This is a genomic window from Stenotrophomonas sp. NPDC047960 (assembly GCF_043204395.1).
In the GTDB taxonomy this organism is placed as follows: domain Bacteria; phylum Pseudomonadota; class Gammaproteobacteria; order Xanthomonadales; family Xanthomonadaceae; genus Stenotrophomonas.
Genome location: NZ_JBIDBX010000004.1, coordinates 412332 through 429884, shown reverse-complemented (window position 1 = coordinate 429884; position 17553 = coordinate 412332). Strand labels below are relative to the sequence as shown.

14 protein-coding genes and 1 pseudogene are annotated in these 17553 nt (G+C 67.2%); 9 read left to right on the top strand and 6 right to left on the bottom strand.

The annotated features are described in order from the left end of the window. The 4 genes and pseudogenes from ACGFZ3_RS11795 to ACGFZ3_RS11780 form a co-directional block, all read left to right on the top strand. Positions 1 to 442: pseudogene (locus ACGFZ3_RS11795) on the top strand (succinate--CoA ligase subunit alpha); the annotation flags it as partial. Positions 443 to 683: 241 nt separating this feature from the next. Next, positions 684 to 2318 (top strand): NAD+ synthase, encoded by a 1635-nt coding sequence (locus tag ACGFZ3_RS11790; RefSeq protein WP_392920945.1) that lies wholly within the window; start codon positions 684 to 686, stop codon positions 2316 to 2318. A 110-nt stretch (positions 2319 to 2428) separates the two neighbouring features. Continuing rightward, positions 2429 to 3109, top strand: coding sequence for a hypothetical protein (locus ACGFZ3_RS11785; protein WP_392920942.1), 681 nt, complete (start codon positions 2429 to 2431; stop codon positions 3107 to 3109). A 65-nt stretch (positions 3110 to 3174) separates the two neighbouring features. Next, a complete protein-coding gene (locus tag ACGFZ3_RS11780; RefSeq protein WP_392920939.1) occupies positions 3175 to 3444 on the top strand; it encodes a hypothetical protein in 270 nt (89 codons plus the stop codon). 61 nt (positions 3445 to 3505) lie between these two features. Here the strand turns inward: ACGFZ3_RS11780 and ACGFZ3_RS11775 are convergent, their stop codons facing one another. Next, entirely contained in the window at positions 3506 to 4390 is an 885-nt protein-coding gene (locus tag ACGFZ3_RS11775) for an outer membrane protein assembly factor BamD (RefSeq protein WP_392920936.1), read from the bottom strand. A gap of 116 nt (positions 4391 to 4506) precedes the next feature. On the opposite strand from ACGFZ3_RS11775, the gene rluD reads away from it, so the two are divergent. The 3 genes from rluD to ACGFZ3_RS11760 are packed head-to-tail and all read left to right on the top strand — an operon-like array spanning position 4507 to position 6745. Next, positions 4507 to 5502: a 23S rRNA pseudouridine(1911/1915/1917) synthase RluD gene (rluD, locus tag ACGFZ3_RS11770; protein ID WP_392920934.1), complete on the top strand. Its 996-nt coding sequence runs from the start codon at positions 4507 to 4509 to the stop codon at positions 5500 to 5502. After that, entirely contained in the window at positions 5502 to 6347 is an 846-nt protein-coding gene (pgeF, locus tag ACGFZ3_RS11765) for a peptidoglycan editing factor PgeF (RefSeq protein ID WP_392920932.1), read from the top strand. Before rluD ends, pgeF begins: the two co-directional genes overlap by 1 nt. After that, on the top strand, positions 6344 to 6745 hold the full coding sequence (locus ACGFZ3_RS11760; protein WP_392920929.1) for a thiol-disulfide oxidoreductase DCC family protein: 402 nt from the start codon (positions 6344 to 6346) through the stop codon (positions 6743 to 6745). The genes pgeF and ACGFZ3_RS11760 overlap by 4 nt, the downstream gene beginning before the upstream one ends. Before the next feature lie 34 nt (positions 6746 to 6779). Here the strand turns inward: ACGFZ3_RS11760 and ACGFZ3_RS11755 are convergent, their stop codons facing one another. The 5 genes from ACGFZ3_RS11755 to ACGFZ3_RS11735 form a co-directional block, all read right to left on the bottom strand. Then, positions 6780 to 8048 (bottom strand): OmpA family protein, encoded by a 1269-nt coding sequence (locus ACGFZ3_RS11755; RefSeq protein ID WP_392920926.1) that lies wholly within the window; start codon positions 8046 to 8048, stop codon positions 6780 to 6782. Positions 8049 to 8344: 296 nt separating this feature from the next. Further along, positions 8345 to 9712 (bottom strand): alpha,alpha-trehalose-phosphate synthase (UDP-forming), encoded by a 1368-nt coding sequence (gene otsA / locus ACGFZ3_RS11750; protein WP_392920923.1) that lies wholly within the window; start codon positions 9710 to 9712, stop codon positions 8345 to 8347. Then, a complete protein-coding gene (locus tag ACGFZ3_RS11745) occupies positions 9709 to 11490 on the bottom strand; it encodes a glycoside hydrolase family 15 protein (protein ID WP_392920920.1) in 1782 nt (593 codons plus the stop codon). Before ACGFZ3_RS11745 ends, otsA begins: the two co-directional genes overlap by 4 nt. A 23-nt stretch (positions 11491 to 11513) precedes the next feature. Further along, positions 11514 to 12290, bottom strand: coding sequence for a trehalose-phosphatase (gene otsB / locus ACGFZ3_RS11740; protein ID WP_392920916.1), 777 nt, complete (start codon positions 12288 to 12290; stop codon positions 11514 to 11516). Between the two features lie 145 nt (positions 12291 to 12435). Next, positions 12436 to 14883 (bottom strand): TonB-dependent receptor plug domain-containing protein, encoded by a 2448-nt coding sequence (locus tag ACGFZ3_RS11735; protein ID WP_392920913.1) that lies wholly within the window; start codon positions 14881 to 14883, stop codon positions 12436 to 12438. Positions 14884 to 15150: 267 nt separating this feature from the next. Between ACGFZ3_RS11735 and ACGFZ3_RS11730 the strand changes: the two genes are divergently transcribed. Beyond that, complete coding sequence (locus tag ACGFZ3_RS11730; RefSeq protein ID WP_392920910.1) at positions 15151 to 15636, top strand: DUF3574 domain-containing protein; 486 nt, start codon at positions 15151 to 15153, stop codon at positions 15634 to 15636. 117 nt (positions 15637 to 15753) lie between these two features. Next, a complete protein-coding gene (locus tag ACGFZ3_RS11725) occupies positions 15754 to 17475 on the top strand; it encodes a thiamine pyrophosphate-dependent enzyme (protein ID WP_392920907.1) in 1722 nt (573 codons plus the stop codon). Positions 17476 to 17553 lie beyond the last annotated feature (78 nt).

Sequence of the window (17553 nt, the reverse complement as noted above, 5' to 3'; positions counted from 1 at the left end):
CAAGCCGGGCAAGATCGGCATCGTGTCGCGTTCGGGCACCCTGACCTATGAAGCGGTCAAGCAGACCACGGAAGTGGGCCTGGGCCAGTCGACCTGCATCGGCATCGGCGGCGATCCGATCAACGGCCTGAACTTCGTTGACTGCCTCAAGCTGTTCAACGAAGACCCGCAGACCGAAGGCATCATCATGGTCGGCGAAATCGGCGGCGACGCCGAGGAAGCCGGTGCGGAGTACATCAAGAACCACGTGAAGAAGCCGGTCGTCGGCTTCATCGCGGGCGCTTCGGCTCCGGCCGGCAAGCGCATGGGCCACGCCGGTGCGATCGCATCGGGCGGCAAGGGCACCGCTGAAGGCAAGTTCGCCGCCATGGAAGCTGCCGGTGTGGTCACCGTCCGCTCGCCGGGCGACCTGGGCGCCGCCATCGCCAAGCTGGTCAAGTAACAACGCTGCATGGGTAGGGCCCGACCGTTGGTCGGGCCGCACCAACAAACGCCGCCTCCGGGCGGCGTTTGTGTTTCCGGCATCCGGCGCGCGCCGCCGCACGACCAACGGTCGTGCGCTACCGGGGTGCACATCCGGTCGGGTAGCGTCACGCACCTCACGGTAGGTGCCGACCGTTGGTCGGCACGCCTCGCAGGCGAAAGGCCTAGAATGTAGAAAGTACCTACTGAGGCTTCACCCCATGACGTCGATCCGCATCGCGATGGCCCAGTTCGATTTTCCGGTGGGCGCGGTCGCGCAGAACACCGACACCATCATCGCGATGATCGCCGAGGCGCGCGATGAGTTCGGCGCCGAACTGGTGGTGTTCCCCGAGCTGGCCATCAGCGGCTATCCACCCGAAGACCTGCTGTTGCGCCCGGGCTTCCTGTACGACTGCCAGCAGGCGCTCGCCCGCATTGCCGGAACCACCCACGGCATCACCGCCGTGGTTGGCTGGCCCGAGGCTACCGGTGCAGTGGTCTACAACGCGGCCAGCGTGCTGCGCGATGGCCGCGTACTGCACACCTACCGCAAGCGCGAACTGCCCAACTACGCGGTGTTCGATGAGCGCCGCTACTTCGATGTGGACCCGGACGGCGGCAGCTGCGTGTTCGAGCTGAAGGGCGTGCCGGTGGGCGTGCTGGTCTGCGAAGACCTGTGGTTCCCCGAACCGCTGGCCGACACCGTGCGCCAGGGCGCCGAACTGGTGGTGGTGCCCAACGCCTCGCCGTACGAACGCGGCAAGCACGCCCAGCGCGATGCGCTGCTCGCCGAGCGCACCCGCGAGACCGGGGCGGCGCTGCTGTACGTCAACATGGTGGGCGGGCAGGATGCGCTTACCTTCGATGGCGCCTCGGTCGTGGCCGATGGCGATGGCACCGTGCACCCGGCCGCGGCCGCCTTTACCGACCAGTGGCTGGTGGTGGACTACGACGCCGAAAGCCGCCGCTTCCTGCCGCGCGAGTGGATGGACGATGGCGACGAGAGCATGGATGCGTTGGCCTGGCGCGCGGTGACCCGCGGCATCCGCGACTACTGCGGCAAGAACGGCTTCAAGAAGGTGTGGCTGGGCCTGTCCGGCGGCATCGACTCGGCGCTGGTGCTGGCGATGGCGGTGGATGCGCTGGGCGCGGACAACGTTACCGCGGTGCGGCTGCCCTCCCGCTACACGGCCGACATGTCCAACGACCTGGCCGCCGAGCAGTGCCGCACGCTGGGCGTGAAGCTGGAAGCGGTATCGATCGAGCCGGTATTCGAGGGCTTGATGACCGCGCTGGGGCCCATGTTCGAAGGGCAGCCGGCCGATGTCACCGAGGAAAACCTGCAGTCGCGCGCGCGCGGGGTGATCCTGATGGCCCTGTCCAACAAGTTCGGCGGGCTGCTGCTCACCACCGGCAACAAGAGCGAGTACGCGGTGGGTTACGCCACCATCTACGGCGACATGTGCGGTGGCTATGCGCCGCTGAAGGATCTGTACAAGACCGAGGTGTTCGGCCTGTCCAAGTGGCGAAACACGGTGGGCGGGGCGCCGGTGATTCCGCCGGCGGTGATCGCCCGGCCGCCGTCGGCCGAGCTGCGCGCCAACCAGACCGACCAGGATTCGTTGCCGGCCTACGACGTACTGGACGGCATCCTGTACCGCTACGTGGACCAGGAGCAGTCGCGCGAGGAGATCGTGGCGGCCGGTTACGCCCCCGAGGTGGTGGAGCGCGTGCTGCGCCTGGTACGCACCAGCGAGTGGAAGCGCCACCAGGCAGCACCGGGGCCGAAGGTGTCGCGCCGCGCGTTCGGTCGTGAGCGCCGCTACCCGATCAGCAACGGCTACAAAGGCTGAACGCATCCACACATGGGGGGCGCGCATGCCGCGCTCCTGATGGCTTCATGAAAGTGGCGGCAATCGGCGAAAACTAGAGTGCGCGCCTGGTCGCCCCCGGTTTCTGCTGCATGCCCAACATCAACACCAAGATCCATACCTTCGCACAAGCGCTTTGGAACAAGCGCAACAACGTCTCGCTGTCGCCCAAGACACGGCTCAAACTCACCGAAATCGCCAATGTTGAGTTCGGTGGCAGTGCCAAGCACATATTCAACGGCAAAGCCGGTGGCGTCGCCCGGTTCGATGGTGATGGCGCCGGGCTGCGCAAGGCGATTGCGGGTGGGCTGATGAATGTACGTTCGCCGGTTCTGCGCAGGACAATGAGTCAGTGGCTTGAGCGACTGCCTGTTCCCGACCCGCATCCAGGTCATCGGTTCGAGCTCAAGGTCACACAGCGCATCGCGACGGCGCCGGATCGCACGTCCATCGTCAGCGCCTGGCTCGCGACGTCCCCGAACGGCGGCGCCGCGCAGCGAAAGGAGCTGCCGGCGGTTGAGATTCCGCCCGAGGACTATGCGGATGACGCGCCGGTGGTTCAGCTGCCCGAACCCGAGCCGGATTACGACGGCGCGCCGGAGCCTGAGCTCCCGCCGGTGGACTACGAGGATGCGCAGGTGCCTGGTGAAACCGAGGTAGTGGCGGCGCGGGACAAGAAAGATGATCGCCACGTCCACTTCAGTGAGGTCGTTGAGGTGGTGTACTTGCCGCCCTCGACAGAGCAGGATGCCCGCAAGGGCCGCTCCGGCTGAGCGAAACGCGAAAGCGCGGCGCGTGGCGGTGGCTAGAGTCAGGGTTTTCCTACGGAGACACCCTGATGCATCTTCCTTCCGCCGAAACGCGCAACGTCGGCCACGGGCACTACGCGGTGCCGGCTGCACCTCCTGCAATGGAGCGTCAAGCCACTATCGTAGACCCGTCGGTGCCGACGTCGGTCGCGAACGGCAGAGCCAGTTTTGCGCGGGTCGCAGAGACCGTCGAGCCGGTGAGCTACTCGGTGGGGCGCTTCCAGGTGGCCAACGTCACCGTGCGGCAGGCCGAGCCCCGGGATGCCATCCCGGCGCCGGATACCCGCTCGATCTCCTGAAGCCGCCAATGAAAAAGGGTCCCGCAAGGGACCCTTTTTCTGTTTCAGCACCGCGCTGGTATCAGCGGCGGTTCATCGTGGCGTTGCGCTGGCCGGTGCTGGCGGATTTCTCACCGGCGAACGGGTTCAGCTTGCGCACCATCCACGGGTACTTCGGCCAGTTGCCCTGCAGCCACGGGTGCTCGGGCTGGTTCAGCTCCAGCACGCGGCGGGCGTCGTCGGCCAGGGTCTTGTTGCCCAGGTGGGTGTAGGCCTCGCCCAGGGCGGCCACGGCGTCGTACTGGAACGCGCTCTGCGGGTAGGTATCCAGCAGGTAGTTGGCGCGGCCGGCGGCGGACACATAGGCCTCGCGGCGCAGGTAGTACAGCGCATTGTCCAGTTCATGCTGTGCGAACACGTCGCGCAGCTCCAGCATGCGGCTGCGTGCATCGGCAGCGTAGCGGCTGTTGGGGTAACGCTCGACCACGATGTTGAAGTCGGCGTAGGCCTGGCGCGGGGTGGACAGGTCGCGGCGGCTCGGGTCCAGCGACCACACGCGACGCAGGAACACCGTGTTGCGGTTGCTGTTGGCCAGGCCACGCAGGTAGTACATGTAGGCGATGTTGCGGTGGGTCGGGTAGGTACGGATGAAGCGGTCGATGCTCGACACCGCGTCATCGTGCTTGCCGGCCTTGTACTGGGCGTAGGCGGTCTCGATCATCGCCTGCTCGGTGTACGGGCCATACGGGTACTGGGCGATCAGGCGGCGGAAAGTGGTTTCGGCGCCACTCCAGTTGCCCTTCTGCATCAGGCCGTGGCTCTTGTCGTAGATCGTTTCGACGGGCTGGCCTTCTTCCGGGTTGTCACCCTTGGCGCCACGGTGGCAGCCGGTGGAAACGAGGGCCAGGACCAGCATCAGGGCCGCGGTGCGGACGGGCGCGGACAGCAGGGAAGAGCGTCGGATCATGGGGTCAGGGCGGGACGCGGCTGGAATACGAAGGGTCGATGATAGCCTAGTGGCCTGTCCTGCGACTGAAAGTGGTCGCCGGGACCCCCAATTTGTCTTCCTGCGGTGTGCTTCCCATGTCCGATAACGCTTCTGAAACCGAATCCACCCGTCAGGCCGTCGTGCCCGATACCGCCGCCGGGCGGCGCTTTGACGCCGTGCTGGCCGACCTGTTCCCTGAATTCTCGCGCTCCAGGCTGAGCGAGTGGATCAAGTCCGGGGATGTGTTGCTGGATGGCGAACCCGTGCGCGGGCGCGACCCGGTCCGCGGCGGTGAGGTGGCCAGCCTGCATGTCGTGCTCGACACCCAGACCCACGCCGAGCCCGAAGACATCCCGCTGGACATCCTGTACGAGGATGAACACGTTTATGTGATCAACAAGCCGGTCGGCTTGGTGGTCCACCCCGGCGCGGGCAACCCCACCGGCACCCTGGTCAACGCACTGCTGTTCCGCGACCCGGGCCTGTCGGTGCTGCCGCGTGCGGGCATTGTGCACCGCCTGGACAAGGACACCAGCGGCGTCATGGTGGTGGCCCGCACGGTCCAGGCGCAGACCGCGCTGGTGGAACAGCTGGCCGCGCGCAACGTGCACCGCCAGTACCTGGCAGTGGTGGTGGGCGCGCTGGTTTCCGGCGGTACCGCCGATGCGCCGATCGACCGCCACCCGCGCGACCGCATCCGCATGGCGGTGCGCGAAGATGGCAAGGACGCGGTGACCCATTACCGCCTGCGTGAGCGCTTCCGTGCCCATACGGCGCTGGAATGCCGCCTGGAAACCGGGCGTACCCACCAGATCCGCGTGCACATGGCGCACCTCAAGCACGCCATCGTGGGCGATTCGCTGTACGGCGGCGCGCTGAAGCTGCCCAAGGGGGCCACCGACGAGCTGGTGGCGCAGCTGCGCGGCTTCAAGCGCCAGGCGCTGCATGCCGAAACGCTGGAATTCGCGCACCCGATCACCGGCGAGCCGATCCGCAACACGGCCCCATTGCCGGCCGACATGGTGGCGCTGCTGGACGCGCTGCGCGAAGACACCCAGCGCTTCACCGAGCTGGAACGCGGTCGCCGCTGATGGCTACGCCCCCGGCTTCCGTTGCGTCGCACGACGCGCCGCTGCCGGTGCTGGCCGCCGACTGGGCGGCCGCGCCGGGGGTGCATGCGCTGACCACCCTGCGCTACGGCGCAGGGGGCTCGAAGGCGCCGTTCGACCAGTTCAACATGGGCAACCGCACCGCCGCCGACGGCGACGACCCGGACCAGGTGGCGCGCAACCGCGCGCTGCTGCAGGCCGGGCTGGGCCTGCCCTCGGCACCGCACTGGCTGCGCCAGGTGCATGGCACGGCGGTGCTGCGCTTCGATGCGCCACCCGTGGCCAGTGGCATGGATGCCGAACCCACCGCCGATGCGGCGGTGACCTCGGTGCCCGGGGTGGTGCTGGCGATCCTGACCGCCGACTGCCTCCCGGTGGTGCTGGCCGCACGCGATGGCAGCGAGATCGGGGCCGCCCATGCGGGCTGGCGGGGGTTGGCTGACGGCATGCTCGAGGCCACGATCGCGACCATGCACACCGCGCCCGACCGGTTGCAGGCATGGCTGGGGCCGGTGGCGGGGCCGGCCGAGTACGAAATCGGCGCGGACGTCTTCGCCGCGTTCGTGGACCTCGACGCCGGGGCGGCGCAGGCGTTCGTGGCTACCCGCCCGGGGCATTGGAAGGTGGATCTGTATGCCCTGGCCCGGCGGCGGCTGGTGGCGGCCGGGGTGGAGCCGGGCGATATCAGTGGCGGGCAGCTGAGCACGATTGCCGAGCCGGGGAGGTTCTATTCGCATCGGCGGGATCGACGGACGGGGCGGATGGCGACGTTGGCCTGGATGGCGCCGCATTTCGCAGCCACGCAGGGCGTGGCTGTACGCCAGTGAGCGCGCCGTCGGTGATTGTGTTCGATGGCGTCTGCGCGCTGTGCAGCCGCTGGGTGCGGTTCCTGCTGCGGTTTGATCGGCGGGGGCGGTACCGGTTCGCGGCGATGCTGGGGGTGCACGGGCGCGCGCTGTTGCAGCAGCATGGGCTGGATCCGGATGACCCGCTGTCGTTCCTGCTGCTGGAGCAGGGCCGCGCGTGGAGCGATACCGATGCCATCGCGCGGGTACTGGCCGGGTTGGGTGGGGCGTGGAGGGCCGCACACCTGTTGCGGTTGGTGCCGCGTAGTTGGCGCGATCGTGCGTATCGCGCGCTGGCCCGCAACCGATACCGGTGGTTTGGCCGGCATGAGCGGTGTTTCCTGCCCACGCCGGCCCAGGCGGCGCGCTTCCTCGATTGATGCCCCGCCCCACGCCCTGCGCGGCGTCGCGATCTCAGCGCAGAACGCGGTACTCGATCCGCCGGTTACGATCCCGCCCACTGTCCAACCGGTTGTCGGCCACCGGATGTTCTTCCCCATACCCACGCGGCTTCAAGGCGCTGGCCGGCACGCCCAGCGCCTGCAGTTCGGCCACCACCACACCCGCGCGTTGCCGGCTCAGCTCGAGGTTGGTTTCGGCCGCGCCCAGGCTGTCGGTATGGCCACCCACTTCCAGACGGATACCCGGCCCTGCGGCCCGGATCGCCTGCGCGCTGGCCCGCAGCATGTCGCGGCCGTCCGCCCGCAGCACTGACGACTTGTGCTCGAAACCTACCTTGCCCTGGTTCAACGCCGCCACCAGCTCATGCGGTTCGGGGTTGGCCGGCAGCTGTGCCAGCGCAATGCGGCCGGCGTCCCACAGCCCGCTCACGTCCAGGTGACCGAACGCGCGGCGCAGGGTATCGGACACCGCGATGCGATCCTCTTCGGGAACCCGGGTCATGTCCACGTGCAGTGCATCGCCGTTAAAGGAGAGCGAAAGCCCGGGATGGCGCAGCACCGGGGCCAGGGTAACCAGCCGGTCCAGCCAGCGCGGGGCCTGCGCCTGCGGGTCGCGCAGGATGTCGCCGGTGACGCCGCGCTGTCCGTACTGGGCCACCAGCGCGCTCCACACCCGTCGCCGGTCCGACTCCCTTGGCAGCCGCCCACGGACGTCGATCACGCCGTCGTTGTTCATCAGCGACAACCGCGGTGGGTGCTGCTGCTCGGCGTAGGCCGGTGCACCGGTGGTACCCACCCGGGTCTTCTGATGGATCCAGCCGGTCAGGCACAGCAGCGCGCCGGCCACCATCACCCACAGCAGCCCACGCACCGCCGTGCCGCGCGCCAGGCGCAGGGAAGGGCTGCGCACCGCGATGTGCGGCGTGAGCTCGGGCGCCCGTGTGTTGCGGGCGTCCTGCTCCAGCACCTCCAGCAGGCCCGGGAGCAGGTCGCAGGCAACCACTGCGAACATACCGGTGGGGAACGCGGCGCGCCGTGCCAGCACGGCCAGCTCTTCACGCCCCACCACGCATTCCAGCTGGCTCGCCAGCAACCGGGAAGGGCGCTCATCACCGGGGAAACGGCTGCCGAGTCCCACGGCATCGAAGCGACGGCGCAGGCCATGGACGCCGCCTGGCAGGCCGCGTATGTAATCGACCAGCACGTGCACCAGGTTGCGCGCGCGGTGGCCCAGGCCCATGTGCAGGGCGGTGTCTTCGATGAAGCGATCCAGCAGTGACATCAATCCGATTCCCGGTTCCAGCCCCTGCGGCATGCACGGGCGTTGCGGGAGCCACTGTCGGAACGGCCTGTCAACGAGAAATGAAAGTTGCCCGGGCTCCAGGTTGCGATTGGGCAGCGGATTCCGACGATTTAGGAGGACTATCGGAACGATGGGGCGCCGCTATCGGGCTGCGGTCGCCGGAAGTGCAGAAAGCGACATACTCCTAAACCGAGCGCATCACGGCGGATGATGCGCAGGGGGTGTCTGATACTGGGTCAAAAACGTCAGTCTGCTGGCCCCGAAACGTGTCGTAATCAGCCGCCTTCGAGCGCTTCCAGATAGGTCTGCCGCCAATGGTTGATGTCGTGCGTGCGCAGGTGATCCATCATTGCCTGCCAGCGATCCAGCCGCTTGCGCAGCGGCATGGTGGCGGCAGTGGCGATCGCATCGGCCACGCCATCCAGGTCATGCGGGTTCACCAGCAGCGCCTGCTTCATTTCGTCGGCTGCGCCAGCCAGCAGTGACAGCACCAGCACGCCGGGGTTTTCCGGGTCCTGCGAGGCCACGTACTCCTTGGCCACCAGGTTCATGCCATCGCGCAGCGGGGTGACCAGGCCTACGGCGGCGGCGCGGTAGAAGCCGGTCAGGGTGGCGTGGGCAAAGTTCTGGTTCACGTAGCGCAGCGGGGTCCAGTCCGGTTCGGCAAACCCGCCGTTGATGTGCCCGGCAATCTGTTCCAGCTGGCTGCGCAGTTGCCGGTACTCGGTGACATCCCCACGCGACACCGGGGCGATCTGCAGGTAGGTGAGGCTGCCGCGCTGGTCGGGGTGGCGCTGGAGGTAGCGTTCGAACCCCTGGAAGCGTTCGGGCAGGCCCTTGGAGTAGTCAAGCCGGTCCACCCCGATGGCCAGCTGGCGGTCGCGCAGGCTGTTGCGCAGGTCGCGCACGGCCGGCTTGTTGGCGCCGGCCTTGGCCTGGCGTTCGATATGTGCGGTATCGATGCCGATCGGGAATGCGGCGGCGCGGAAGCGGCGCCCGCCGGGGGCTTCAAGCATGCCGTCGGGCAGCACCTTGCCACCGGCGAACAGGCGCACATAGGACTGGAAGCGGTCGGCGTCGCGCTGGGTCTGGAAGCCCACCAGGTCGTAGGCGTACAGGCTGGAGAACAGCCGCAGGTGGTCGGGCATGGCCTGCAGCAGGTCGGCCGAGGGCATCGGCACATGCAGGAAGAAGCCGATGCGGCAGCCGATACCCCGCTCGCGCAGCAGCGATGCAAGCGGAATCAGATGGTAGTCGTGAATCCACACGATGTCGTCTTCGCGCAGCAGCGGTGCCAGCTTCTCGGCAAACAGCGCGTTGACCCGGCGGTAGGTCTCGCGGGTCTGGCGGTCGTAGTCCACCAGGTCGAGGCGGAAGTGCAGCAGCGGCCACAGGGTGCGGTTGGCAAAGCCGTTGTAGTACCCGTCGACATCACGCTTGTTCAGATCCATGGTGACGTAGCGGATGTCACCCTCGGCCTGCTCGTGCAGGTCCCCGCTCGGGTCGCGGACCGACTTGCCACTCCAGCCAAACCACAGCCCGCCGCGTTCCTTCAGCGCGGCCAGCAGGCCCACCGCCAACCCACCGGGCGCGGCAACGCCCGGCGCGGCCACGCGGTTGGAAACGACGACAAGGCGACTCATGAGGCCTCCTGCCAGCTGCGTGACAGCCGCATGGCGGCGGTCACCAGGCCCACGTGCGAATAGGTCTGCGGGAAATTGCCCCAGGCCTCACCGTTGTCAAAGGCGAGGTCTTCGGAAAGCAGGCCCAGGTGGTTGCGGCGTTCCAGCAGCATCTCGAACATCTCGCGTGCCTCGTCCAGCCGACCGATCGCGGCCAGCGCGTCGATGTACCAGAACGTGCAGATGGTGAAGCTGGTTTCCGGCTCGCCGAAATCATCGGGAGCCACGTAGCGGTACAGCGCATTGCCGTGCTTGAGGTCACGGCCGATGGCTTCGACGGTGGCGATGAAGCGCGCATCGTCGGCGGCGATGAAGCCGATGTCGGCCAGCAGCAGCAGCGAGGCATCCAGGCGGTGGCCGCCGTAGGTGTCGGTGAAGTGGCCCAGCTCATCGCTCCACGATTCGCGCAGGATGCGGGCGTGGATGGTGTTGGCACGGTCGCGCCAGTATTCGGCGCGGTGGTCGAGCTTCAGGCGCACGGCGATCTTGCACAGGCGGTCGCAGGCGGCCCAGCACATCGCGCTGGTATATGTGTGCACTTCGGTGCGGCCGCGGAACTCCCAGAGGCCGGCGTCAGGCACGTCGTGCAGGGCGAAGGCCTGCTCACCCAGCGGCTCCAGCCGTGCAAAGGTGTGGGCGTCGCCGGGGTCCTGCAGGCGGCGGTCGAAGAACAGCTGCGTGGACGCCAGCACCACGCTGCCGTACACATCGTGCTGGCGCTGCACCCAGGCCAGGTTGCCGCGCCGCACCGGTCCCATGCCGCGGTAGCCATCCAGCGAGGCCACTTCGCTTTCTTCCAGTTTGGCTTCGAAGCCGATGCCGTACAGCGGCTGCAGGCTCCCATCGCCGGTGGCGAGGTTGAAGATGTAGCCCAGGAACTGCTCCATGGTGCGGGTGGCGCCCAGGCGGTTGAGGGCGCGCACCACGAAGGCGGCATCGCGCAGCCAGCAATAGCGGTAATCCCAGTTGCGGATGCTGCCCGGTGCCTCGGGAATGGATGTGGTCATGGCGGCGATGATGGCGCCGCTGTCTTCGTACTGGCACAGCTTGAGGGTAATGGCGCTGCGGATCACAGCGTCCTGCCATTCCAGTGGAATGGACAGGTAGCGCACCCATTCGCGCCAGTAGTCGCGCGTGCGCTGGAACGATTCCTGGACGTAGCCGCTGAGCGAGCGGTTCAGCGATTCGTCCACCCCCAGCACCAGATGGACCGGATGGCTGAGCACGAACGGCAGCTCATCGCGGACGAAGCGCAACGGTACGTCGGTGGTCAGGCGCAGCACATGGTCCGGCAGCACCCAGCGGATGTGGTTGCTGCCCCAGGTGCAATCGGGCACGCGTGCGCCCCAGTCGGCCAGAGGGCGTGCGCGCACGATGATGCGTGGGTTTCCGCCCAGCGGGCGCACCTGCCGGATCAGGCTGACGGGCCGGTAGAAGCGATCGTTCTGGCGCCAGCGCGGAGCAAAGTCGATGATCTCCAGCGAGCCTCCGTGCTTGTCGTGCAGCACGGTGCGCAGGATGGCGGTGTTGGTCAGGTAGCTCTGTTCGCTGCTGACCATGTCCTCCAGTTCGATGGCGAAATCGCCGCCAATCTGCTGATTGGGTCGCAGCAGCGCACAGAAGGTCGGGTCGCCGTCGAAAGTGGGCAGGCAGCTCCACACGACGCGGGCATTGCGGTCAATCAACGCGCCGAAGCTTCCGTTGCCGACAACGCCAAGATCCAGGTTGGAATCACTCATGGGGGTGGGGTTCTCTGGGTACATCAGTAAGCGTTTTCCTGTAGCCAGCCGTGTACGTCACGCACACGCGGCAGGGCGAAGACCGCAGCGCTGGGCTCGCGCTCGCCGACCAGCACGCTCCAGCCATGCAGGGTGTTGGCGGCATCGAAGCCATACTCGTCGGTCAGGTCGTCACCCAGGAATACCGGGATGCGGCCGCGGAAGGGCAGCTGCTGCATGAGCTGGCGGATCGCGCGGCCCTTGTCGCTGCCTTCGGGGATGAATTCCATTACATGGTCGCCGGGCTGCAGGCGGTAACCGGCATTGCCGCCGATATGGCGTTCGGCGAAAGCGCGCACGTCCTGCGCGGCGTGAGGTGCGCCGCGCCAATGCAGCGCCAGGCTGCGGCCCTTGTCCTCCACCCGCACCCCGGGATGGCCATGCGCGAACCGCATGGCCTGCTGGTGCACCGCGTGCAGCCATTCGCTGGTATCGCTTTCGACGCCGCTGCCGGAGTGGCCATCCACGGCGTGGGTCTGCCCGCCCAGGCCACGTACCTGATGGCCGTGCAGCCCGGCGGCCGGCAGGTGCAACGGCGCGAACAGGCGGTCGAGCTGGGCCAGCGGTCGCCCACTGATCAGCGCGACCGCGCCTTCCAGCCGGTCGCTGATGCGGCCGATGGCCTCGCGTACCTCGGGCAGCAGGGTGACCGCTTCGGGGTCGTCGGCAAATTCAATGAGGGTGCCATCCACGTCCAGGAACAGCGCGCATGCATCGTCCAGAAGTGGCGGCGGCGGACGGAGGGGGTAGTCGTTGGCCATGATGCCAACATGCCACCCAAAGCGTGATCGTCCAGTAGACGATCACGTCAGGGGAATCGCGTTGACGGCCCACGCCGGCGCATGGCACGCCACGGCGGCGGGGGGGCGAGCGCCCCCGCATGAATTGAAACGAAATGGATGCTGATCAGAAGGTATACCGAACGCGTCCGTAGAAGTATGCGCCATTGCTCCCGACCGGCGACAACACGTCATACGGCAGGTTGCCGTAGTAATAGATGTCCTCGTTGGACAGGTCCGAGTAGTTGTCGGTCAGGTTCTGCCCACCCAGCGCCACGCTCCACTGCGGCGTGACGCGGTACTCCACCTCGGCATCCAGCTGCCACTCTGCGCCGTAGGTCTGCCGCGGCACGAACCCATCGCCGAAGTTGAACACCCGGGTCACGCTGCCATAACGACTCAGCCGGCTGCTCAGCGTCCAACGATCATTGGCCCAGGTTGCCGCCAGCTGCGCACGCGTACGCGGCGTGGCATCGGTCAGGGTGTTGGTCTCTTCCAGGCCGAACAACACATAGTCCGGATCGAGCGCCAACAGGCTCGCCGGCGTGGCCAACACGTTCTTCAGCGTGGTCTTGTTGTAGGCATAGGTGCCGGTCAACACCAGCTGCCCATCACCCAGTCCCTGCCGCCAGTTGGTTACCAGTTCGGCACCGCGCGTGCGCGTATCGGCGGCGTTGACGAAGAAGTTGGCGCTCTGCAGCCCCGCCACGCCGAACTGCTGCTGCACGTAGTCGGTGAGCGCATCGCCGGTGATGCTTTCCGAAAGCGCGATGCGGTCATCAATATCGATCTGGTAGAAGTCCAGGGACAGGTCGAAGTGGTCACCGATGCGGCTGGTGAAGCCCAGGCTGGTGTTGACCGACTTCTCCGGCTTCAGGTCGGTGGCACCCAGCCCGCGTGCGATCGGGTTGTTCACCGACAGCGTGCGGCCCTGCACCAGCTGGCCGGCGGCGTTGTAGCCGGTGGAGGTGGATTCATAGCCGATCTGCGCCAGCGAGGGTGCGCGGAAGTTGTTGGAAATCGCGCCACGCAGCGCGAACGCCGGGGAGAACTCATAGCGCAGGCCCAGCTTGCCGGTGAGCTCGCCGCCGTAATCGTCGCTGTGCTCGTAGCGTGCGGCCAGGTCGCTGGAGAGGTGTTCGCCGAACTGGCTGGACAGGCTGGCATACACGCTGGTCACATCGCGGGTAAGCGAGGTGGCGTCCTGCGGGGTCAGGCCGCCGCCGGCCTGCGAGCCGGTCGGGCGGTCGGTGTAGGGGCCGGCGGCGTAGCTGGCCGGGTCACCCGGGCGGGTCTGGAAGTGGTCGCGGCGCGCTTCCAGTCCCAGGCCCAGGCTGTGGCTGTTCTCGCCCTGGGTGAACACCCGGCCCAGGTCGAAATTGCCTACGGTCAGTTCATTGCGGTAATCGCCGGTCTTGAACCGGGTCGGGCTGCCCGGGCCGAGCGAGGCATTGAGCGAATTGCGCAGGCGGTAGGTGAAGTCATTGAAGCCATGATCCAGGCTGGCGTCGTAGTTCCACTCGCCCCACTGGCCCTTGGCACCGGCCACGGCCTGCACGTCGCGGTTCTCGCCTACGGAAATGGGGCGGTAGCCGTTGGGGTACAGCTCGGTCCAGTTGGCGTCGCTGTCGGGGTAGCGGAAGTAGTTGGCGCCTTCGCTGTCGCGCTGGTTGAAGGTGCTGAAGAAATAGAACTTCGAGGTGTCACCGAACGGCAGTTCGGTGTTGATCCAGGCGTTGAGGTCCTTGGTCTTGCCATCGCCGAGTACGTAGTTGCGCCGGCCCTGCAGGGCCAGGTTGGCACCGCTCTGGTCCCACGGCGGGATCTGGTCGAAGCCGGCGCGGTTGGTGCCTTCGCGGTTCTTCAGCTCCAGGCCCACGCGCAGGAAGCCGCCGTCCTCGCCCAGCCGGGTGCCGACCTTGGCGCTGGCGAAGCTGGTCTGGCCATCGGTGATCGTGCGGTCGATCGGCTCAAGGTCGGTGTGGTTGGCGCCGAAGCTGGCTTCGATGGCGCCGCCTTCCGGGGCGTCATCCAGGATCACGTTGATCACACCGGCCACGGCATCGGAACCATACAGTGCACCGGCGCCGTCGCGAAGTACTTCGATGCGCTTGATGGCGCTGACCGGGATGGCGTTGAAATCAACCGGGGTGGTGCCCTTGCCGATCTTGCTGTCGGTGTTCACCAGCGCACTGGTGTGGCGGCGCTTGCCGTTCACCAGCACCAGCACCTGGTCGGGCGACAGCCCGCGCAGCTGGGCGGCGCGCACGTGGTCGGCACCGCCGGAGTTGGACTGGCGCGGGAAGTTGAACGAGGGCAGCAGCGCCTGCAGCGCGCTGCCCAGCTCGCCGTTGACCACGCCAGCGCGGCGGATGTCTTCGGCGGTGAGTATGTCCACCGGCGAGGTCGATTCGAGCACGGTGCGGTCGATCGCGCGGGTGCCGGTGACGATCACCGTGTCCAGCGTGGTGGCGGAGGCGGGCGCGTCCTGCGCGTGGAGGTCCTGGGCCAGCAGGGGGGAAGACAGGACCAGGGCAATGGCAAGGCCAAGGCGCGACGCGGACGGACGGGACATGCGGGCTCCAGCAGTACGACGAGGGGGGAGGGTAGCGCCGGGTCCTGCCCGGCTGTCCGGATGAAGTGCTGTTCCATCCGGATGAAGCGATATATTATCTTGGCGTGATGGCGCCCTGTGATGCAAGTCCCAATACGAACGGGCATCAGCTGATTGCCGTTGGGCATCTGCGCAGCCGCGCAATGTCCGTCACCCTTGCAAGCCCCCCAATTCCCGACGTAGCGACACGCCATGCGTGTCCCACGCATCATCAGAGACCCCCAGAACATGAAGCCCCATTCCCTCCTGCTGGCTGCCTTCCTCGCCCTCAGCGGCTGCGCCACCGCAACCGCGCCAGTCACGGGCCAGCCCGCGCCGACCACCACCACGGCCAGCCTCCAGGGTGATGCCGCCCGCCCGGACGCTGCGGCCGGCTGGGTGCGCAGCGAGCTCTACTTCGGGGTCGGCGAGGAAAGCGGTGCCTCCAACCGCGAGCAGACCGATGCGATCAGCGAGGCGCAGTGGCGCGACTTCCTGGACAAGCAGGTCACCCCGCGCTTCCCGGATGGGCTGACCGTGTTCGATGCCTACGGCCAGTGGCTGTTCCGCGGTGCAAAGGAACCCAACCGCCTGCGCACCAAGGTGCTGGTGGTGCTGCACGAAAACACCCCGCAGCGGCGCGCGGACATCGAGGCGATCCGCCTGGCGTGGAAGCAGGCCACCAAACACCAGTCGGTACTGTGGGCGCAGCAGGCGGTCGACGTTTCGTTCTGACGGCATACCGACCAACGGTCGGTACCTACCTTCGTATGAATCGGCGCGCATTCGCACGCCGGTGTCACCTGCGCGGGTCTAGGCTCGGACTTCCCCCTTGAACGTGGAAGTACCGTCATGAGCAAGCGCGTTGCCGAAATCGTCGTCGATACCCTGCAGGCCGCCGGTGTGCGCCATTGCTACGGCATCGTCGGCGACACCCTCAACCATGTCACCGATGCCATCCACAACAGCGATATCGCGTGGGTGCACGTGCGCCATGAGGAGGCGGCCGCGTTCGCGGCAGGGGCCGATTCGCTGATCAGCGGCCGCCTTGCGGCCTGTGCAGGCTCGTGTGGACCGGGAGGGCTGCATTTCATCAACGGCATCTTCGAGGCCAACCGCAACCGCACCCCGCTGGTGCTGATCGCCAGCCAGGTGGTCACCACCGAGCTGGGCATGGAATTCCCGCAGGAGGTGGATTTCAAGGCGGTGTACGCCAGCTGCAGCGTATTCTGCGAACAGGTGTCCACGCCGCTGCAGGCGCGGCGGATGGCGACGCTGGCGTGCCAGGCGGCGATCAGCCGGCGCGGTGTGGCGGTGCTGATCCTGCCTGCGGATATTGCCGAAGCGGAGGTCAAGGACGACCAGCCGTTCTCGGTCCACTACACGCAGCCGCTGCTGCGCCCAAACGACGACGAACTGCAACGCATCGCGGCGCTGATCGGCACGGGCAAGCGCATTGGCATCTACGCCGGCGCGGGCTGCGAGCATGCACATGACGCGCTGGTGGCGCTGGCCGCCCACCTGAAGGCGCCAATCGCACATACCTCCCGGGCCAAGGATTTCGTGGAGTACGACAACCCGTACAACATGGGCATGACCGGCATCTTCGGGATCGAATCCGGTTACCACACCCTGATGGCATGCGACACGCTGCTGCTGCTTGGTGCTGATTTCGCCTGGGGCCAGTACTACCCGGACAAGGCGACGCTGATCCAGGTCGACCGGGATGGCAGCCATCTGGGCAGGCGCCATCCGGTACACCTTGGCGTGGTGGGCGACATCGGGCCGACCATCGAGGCCCTGTTGCCGCTCCTGCCCGCGCGGGACGACCGCAGCTTCCTTGACGAATGCATCGGCCATCGCGAGAAGGCCCTGGAGACCCGCGCCAGGGAGGAGCACCCGGGCGAGGGCGAACTGATCCACCCCCAGCACCTCACGGCGCTGCTGGACCGCCATGCAGATGACGATGCGCTGTTCACGGCCGACTGCGGTTCGCCGATGGTGTGGATCCTGCGCCACATCCGCGCCAATGGCCGGCGCCGCACGCTGACCAGCCTGCTGCATGGCACGATGGCCAATGCGCTGCCGCAGGCCCTGGGCCTGCAGAAGGCGTTTCCGGGCCGGCAGGTGATCTCCATGTCCGGCGATGGGGGAATCGCGATGCTGCTCGGCGAGCTGCTCACCGCCGTGCAGGAAAACCTGCCGATCAAGGTGGTGGTCTACAACAACAGTTCGCTGAACTTCGTGGAGCTGGAGCAGAAGGTGCAGGGCCTGCTGGACAACTACACCGACCTGAAGAACCCCGATTTCGGCCGTCTGGCCGAGGTGATCGGCTTCTATGGCCGCACCGTGACCCGCAGCGAGGACCTGGAGCAGGCGGTGCAGGATGTGCTGGCCCACCCGGGCCCGGCGCTGCTGGACGTGCATACCAGCCCGACCGAGCTGGTGATGCCGCCGCAGGTGGAGGCCAAGCAGGTGGCCGGCACTGCGCTGTACGCGGCCAAGGCGCTGCTGCACGGGCGGGTGGGGGATGTGCGGGACCTGTTGGCGAACAATTTCCTCAACAAGCCGTAGGCCGTCACGACCAACGGTCGTGACCTACCGCACCGGTCGGTACCGACCGCGCCGGTAGGTACCGACCGTTGGTCGGTA

What these genes read in the sequence shown, in the direction of transcription:
- ACGFZ3_RS11755 (WP_392920926.1), bottom strand. Translation starts at nt 8,048, where the DNA reads ATGTCACTGCTGGATCGCTTCATCGAAGACACCGCCCTGCACATGGGC.
- pgeF (WP_392920932.1), top strand. Translation starts at nt 5,502, where the DNA reads ATGGCTACGCCCCCGGCTTCCGTTGCGTCGCACGACGCGCCGCTGCCG.
- ACGFZ3_RS11775 (WP_392920936.1), bottom strand. Translation starts at nt 4,390, where the DNA reads ATGATCCGACGCTCTTCCCTGCTGTCCGCGCCCGTCCGCACCGCGGCC.
- rluD (WP_392920934.1), top strand. Translation starts at nt 4,507, where the DNA reads ATGTCCGATAACGCTTCTGAAACCGAATCCACCCGTCAGGCCGTCGTG.
- ACGFZ3_RS11725 (WP_392920907.1), top strand. Translation starts at nt 15,754, where the DNA reads ATGAGCAAGCGCGTTGCCGAAATCGTCGTCGATACCCTGCAGGCCGCC.
- ACGFZ3_RS11735 (WP_392920913.1), bottom strand. Translation starts at nt 14,883, where the DNA reads ATGTCCCGTCCGTCCGCGTCGCGCCTTGGCCTTGCCATTGCCCTGGTC.
- ACGFZ3_RS11745 (WP_392920920.1), bottom strand. Translation starts at nt 11,490, where the DNA reads ATGAGTGATTCCAACCTGGATCTTGGCGTTGTCGGCAACGGAAGCTTC.
- ACGFZ3_RS11780 (WP_392920939.1), top strand. Translation starts at nt 3,175, where the DNA reads ATGCATCTTCCTTCCGCCGAAACGCGCAACGTCGGCCACGGGCACTAC.
- ACGFZ3_RS11730 (WP_392920910.1), top strand. Translation starts at nt 15,151, where the DNA reads ATGAAGCCCCATTCCCTCCTGCTGGCTGCCTTCCTCGCCCTCAGCGGC.
- otsB (WP_392920916.1), bottom strand. Translation starts at nt 12,290, where the DNA reads ATGGCCAACGACTACCCCCTCCGTCCGCCGCCGCCACTTCTGGACGAT.
- otsA (WP_392920923.1), bottom strand. Translation starts at nt 9,712, where the DNA reads ATGAGTCGCCTTGTCGTCGTTTCCAACCGCGTGGCCGCGCCGGGCGTT.
- ACGFZ3_RS11785 (WP_392920942.1), top strand. Translation starts at nt 2,429, where the DNA reads ATGCCCAACATCAACACCAAGATCCATACCTTCGCACAAGCGCTTTGG.
- ACGFZ3_RS11790 (WP_392920945.1), top strand. Translation starts at nt 684, where the DNA reads ATGACGTCGATCCGCATCGCGATGGCCCAGTTCGATTTTCCGGTGGGC.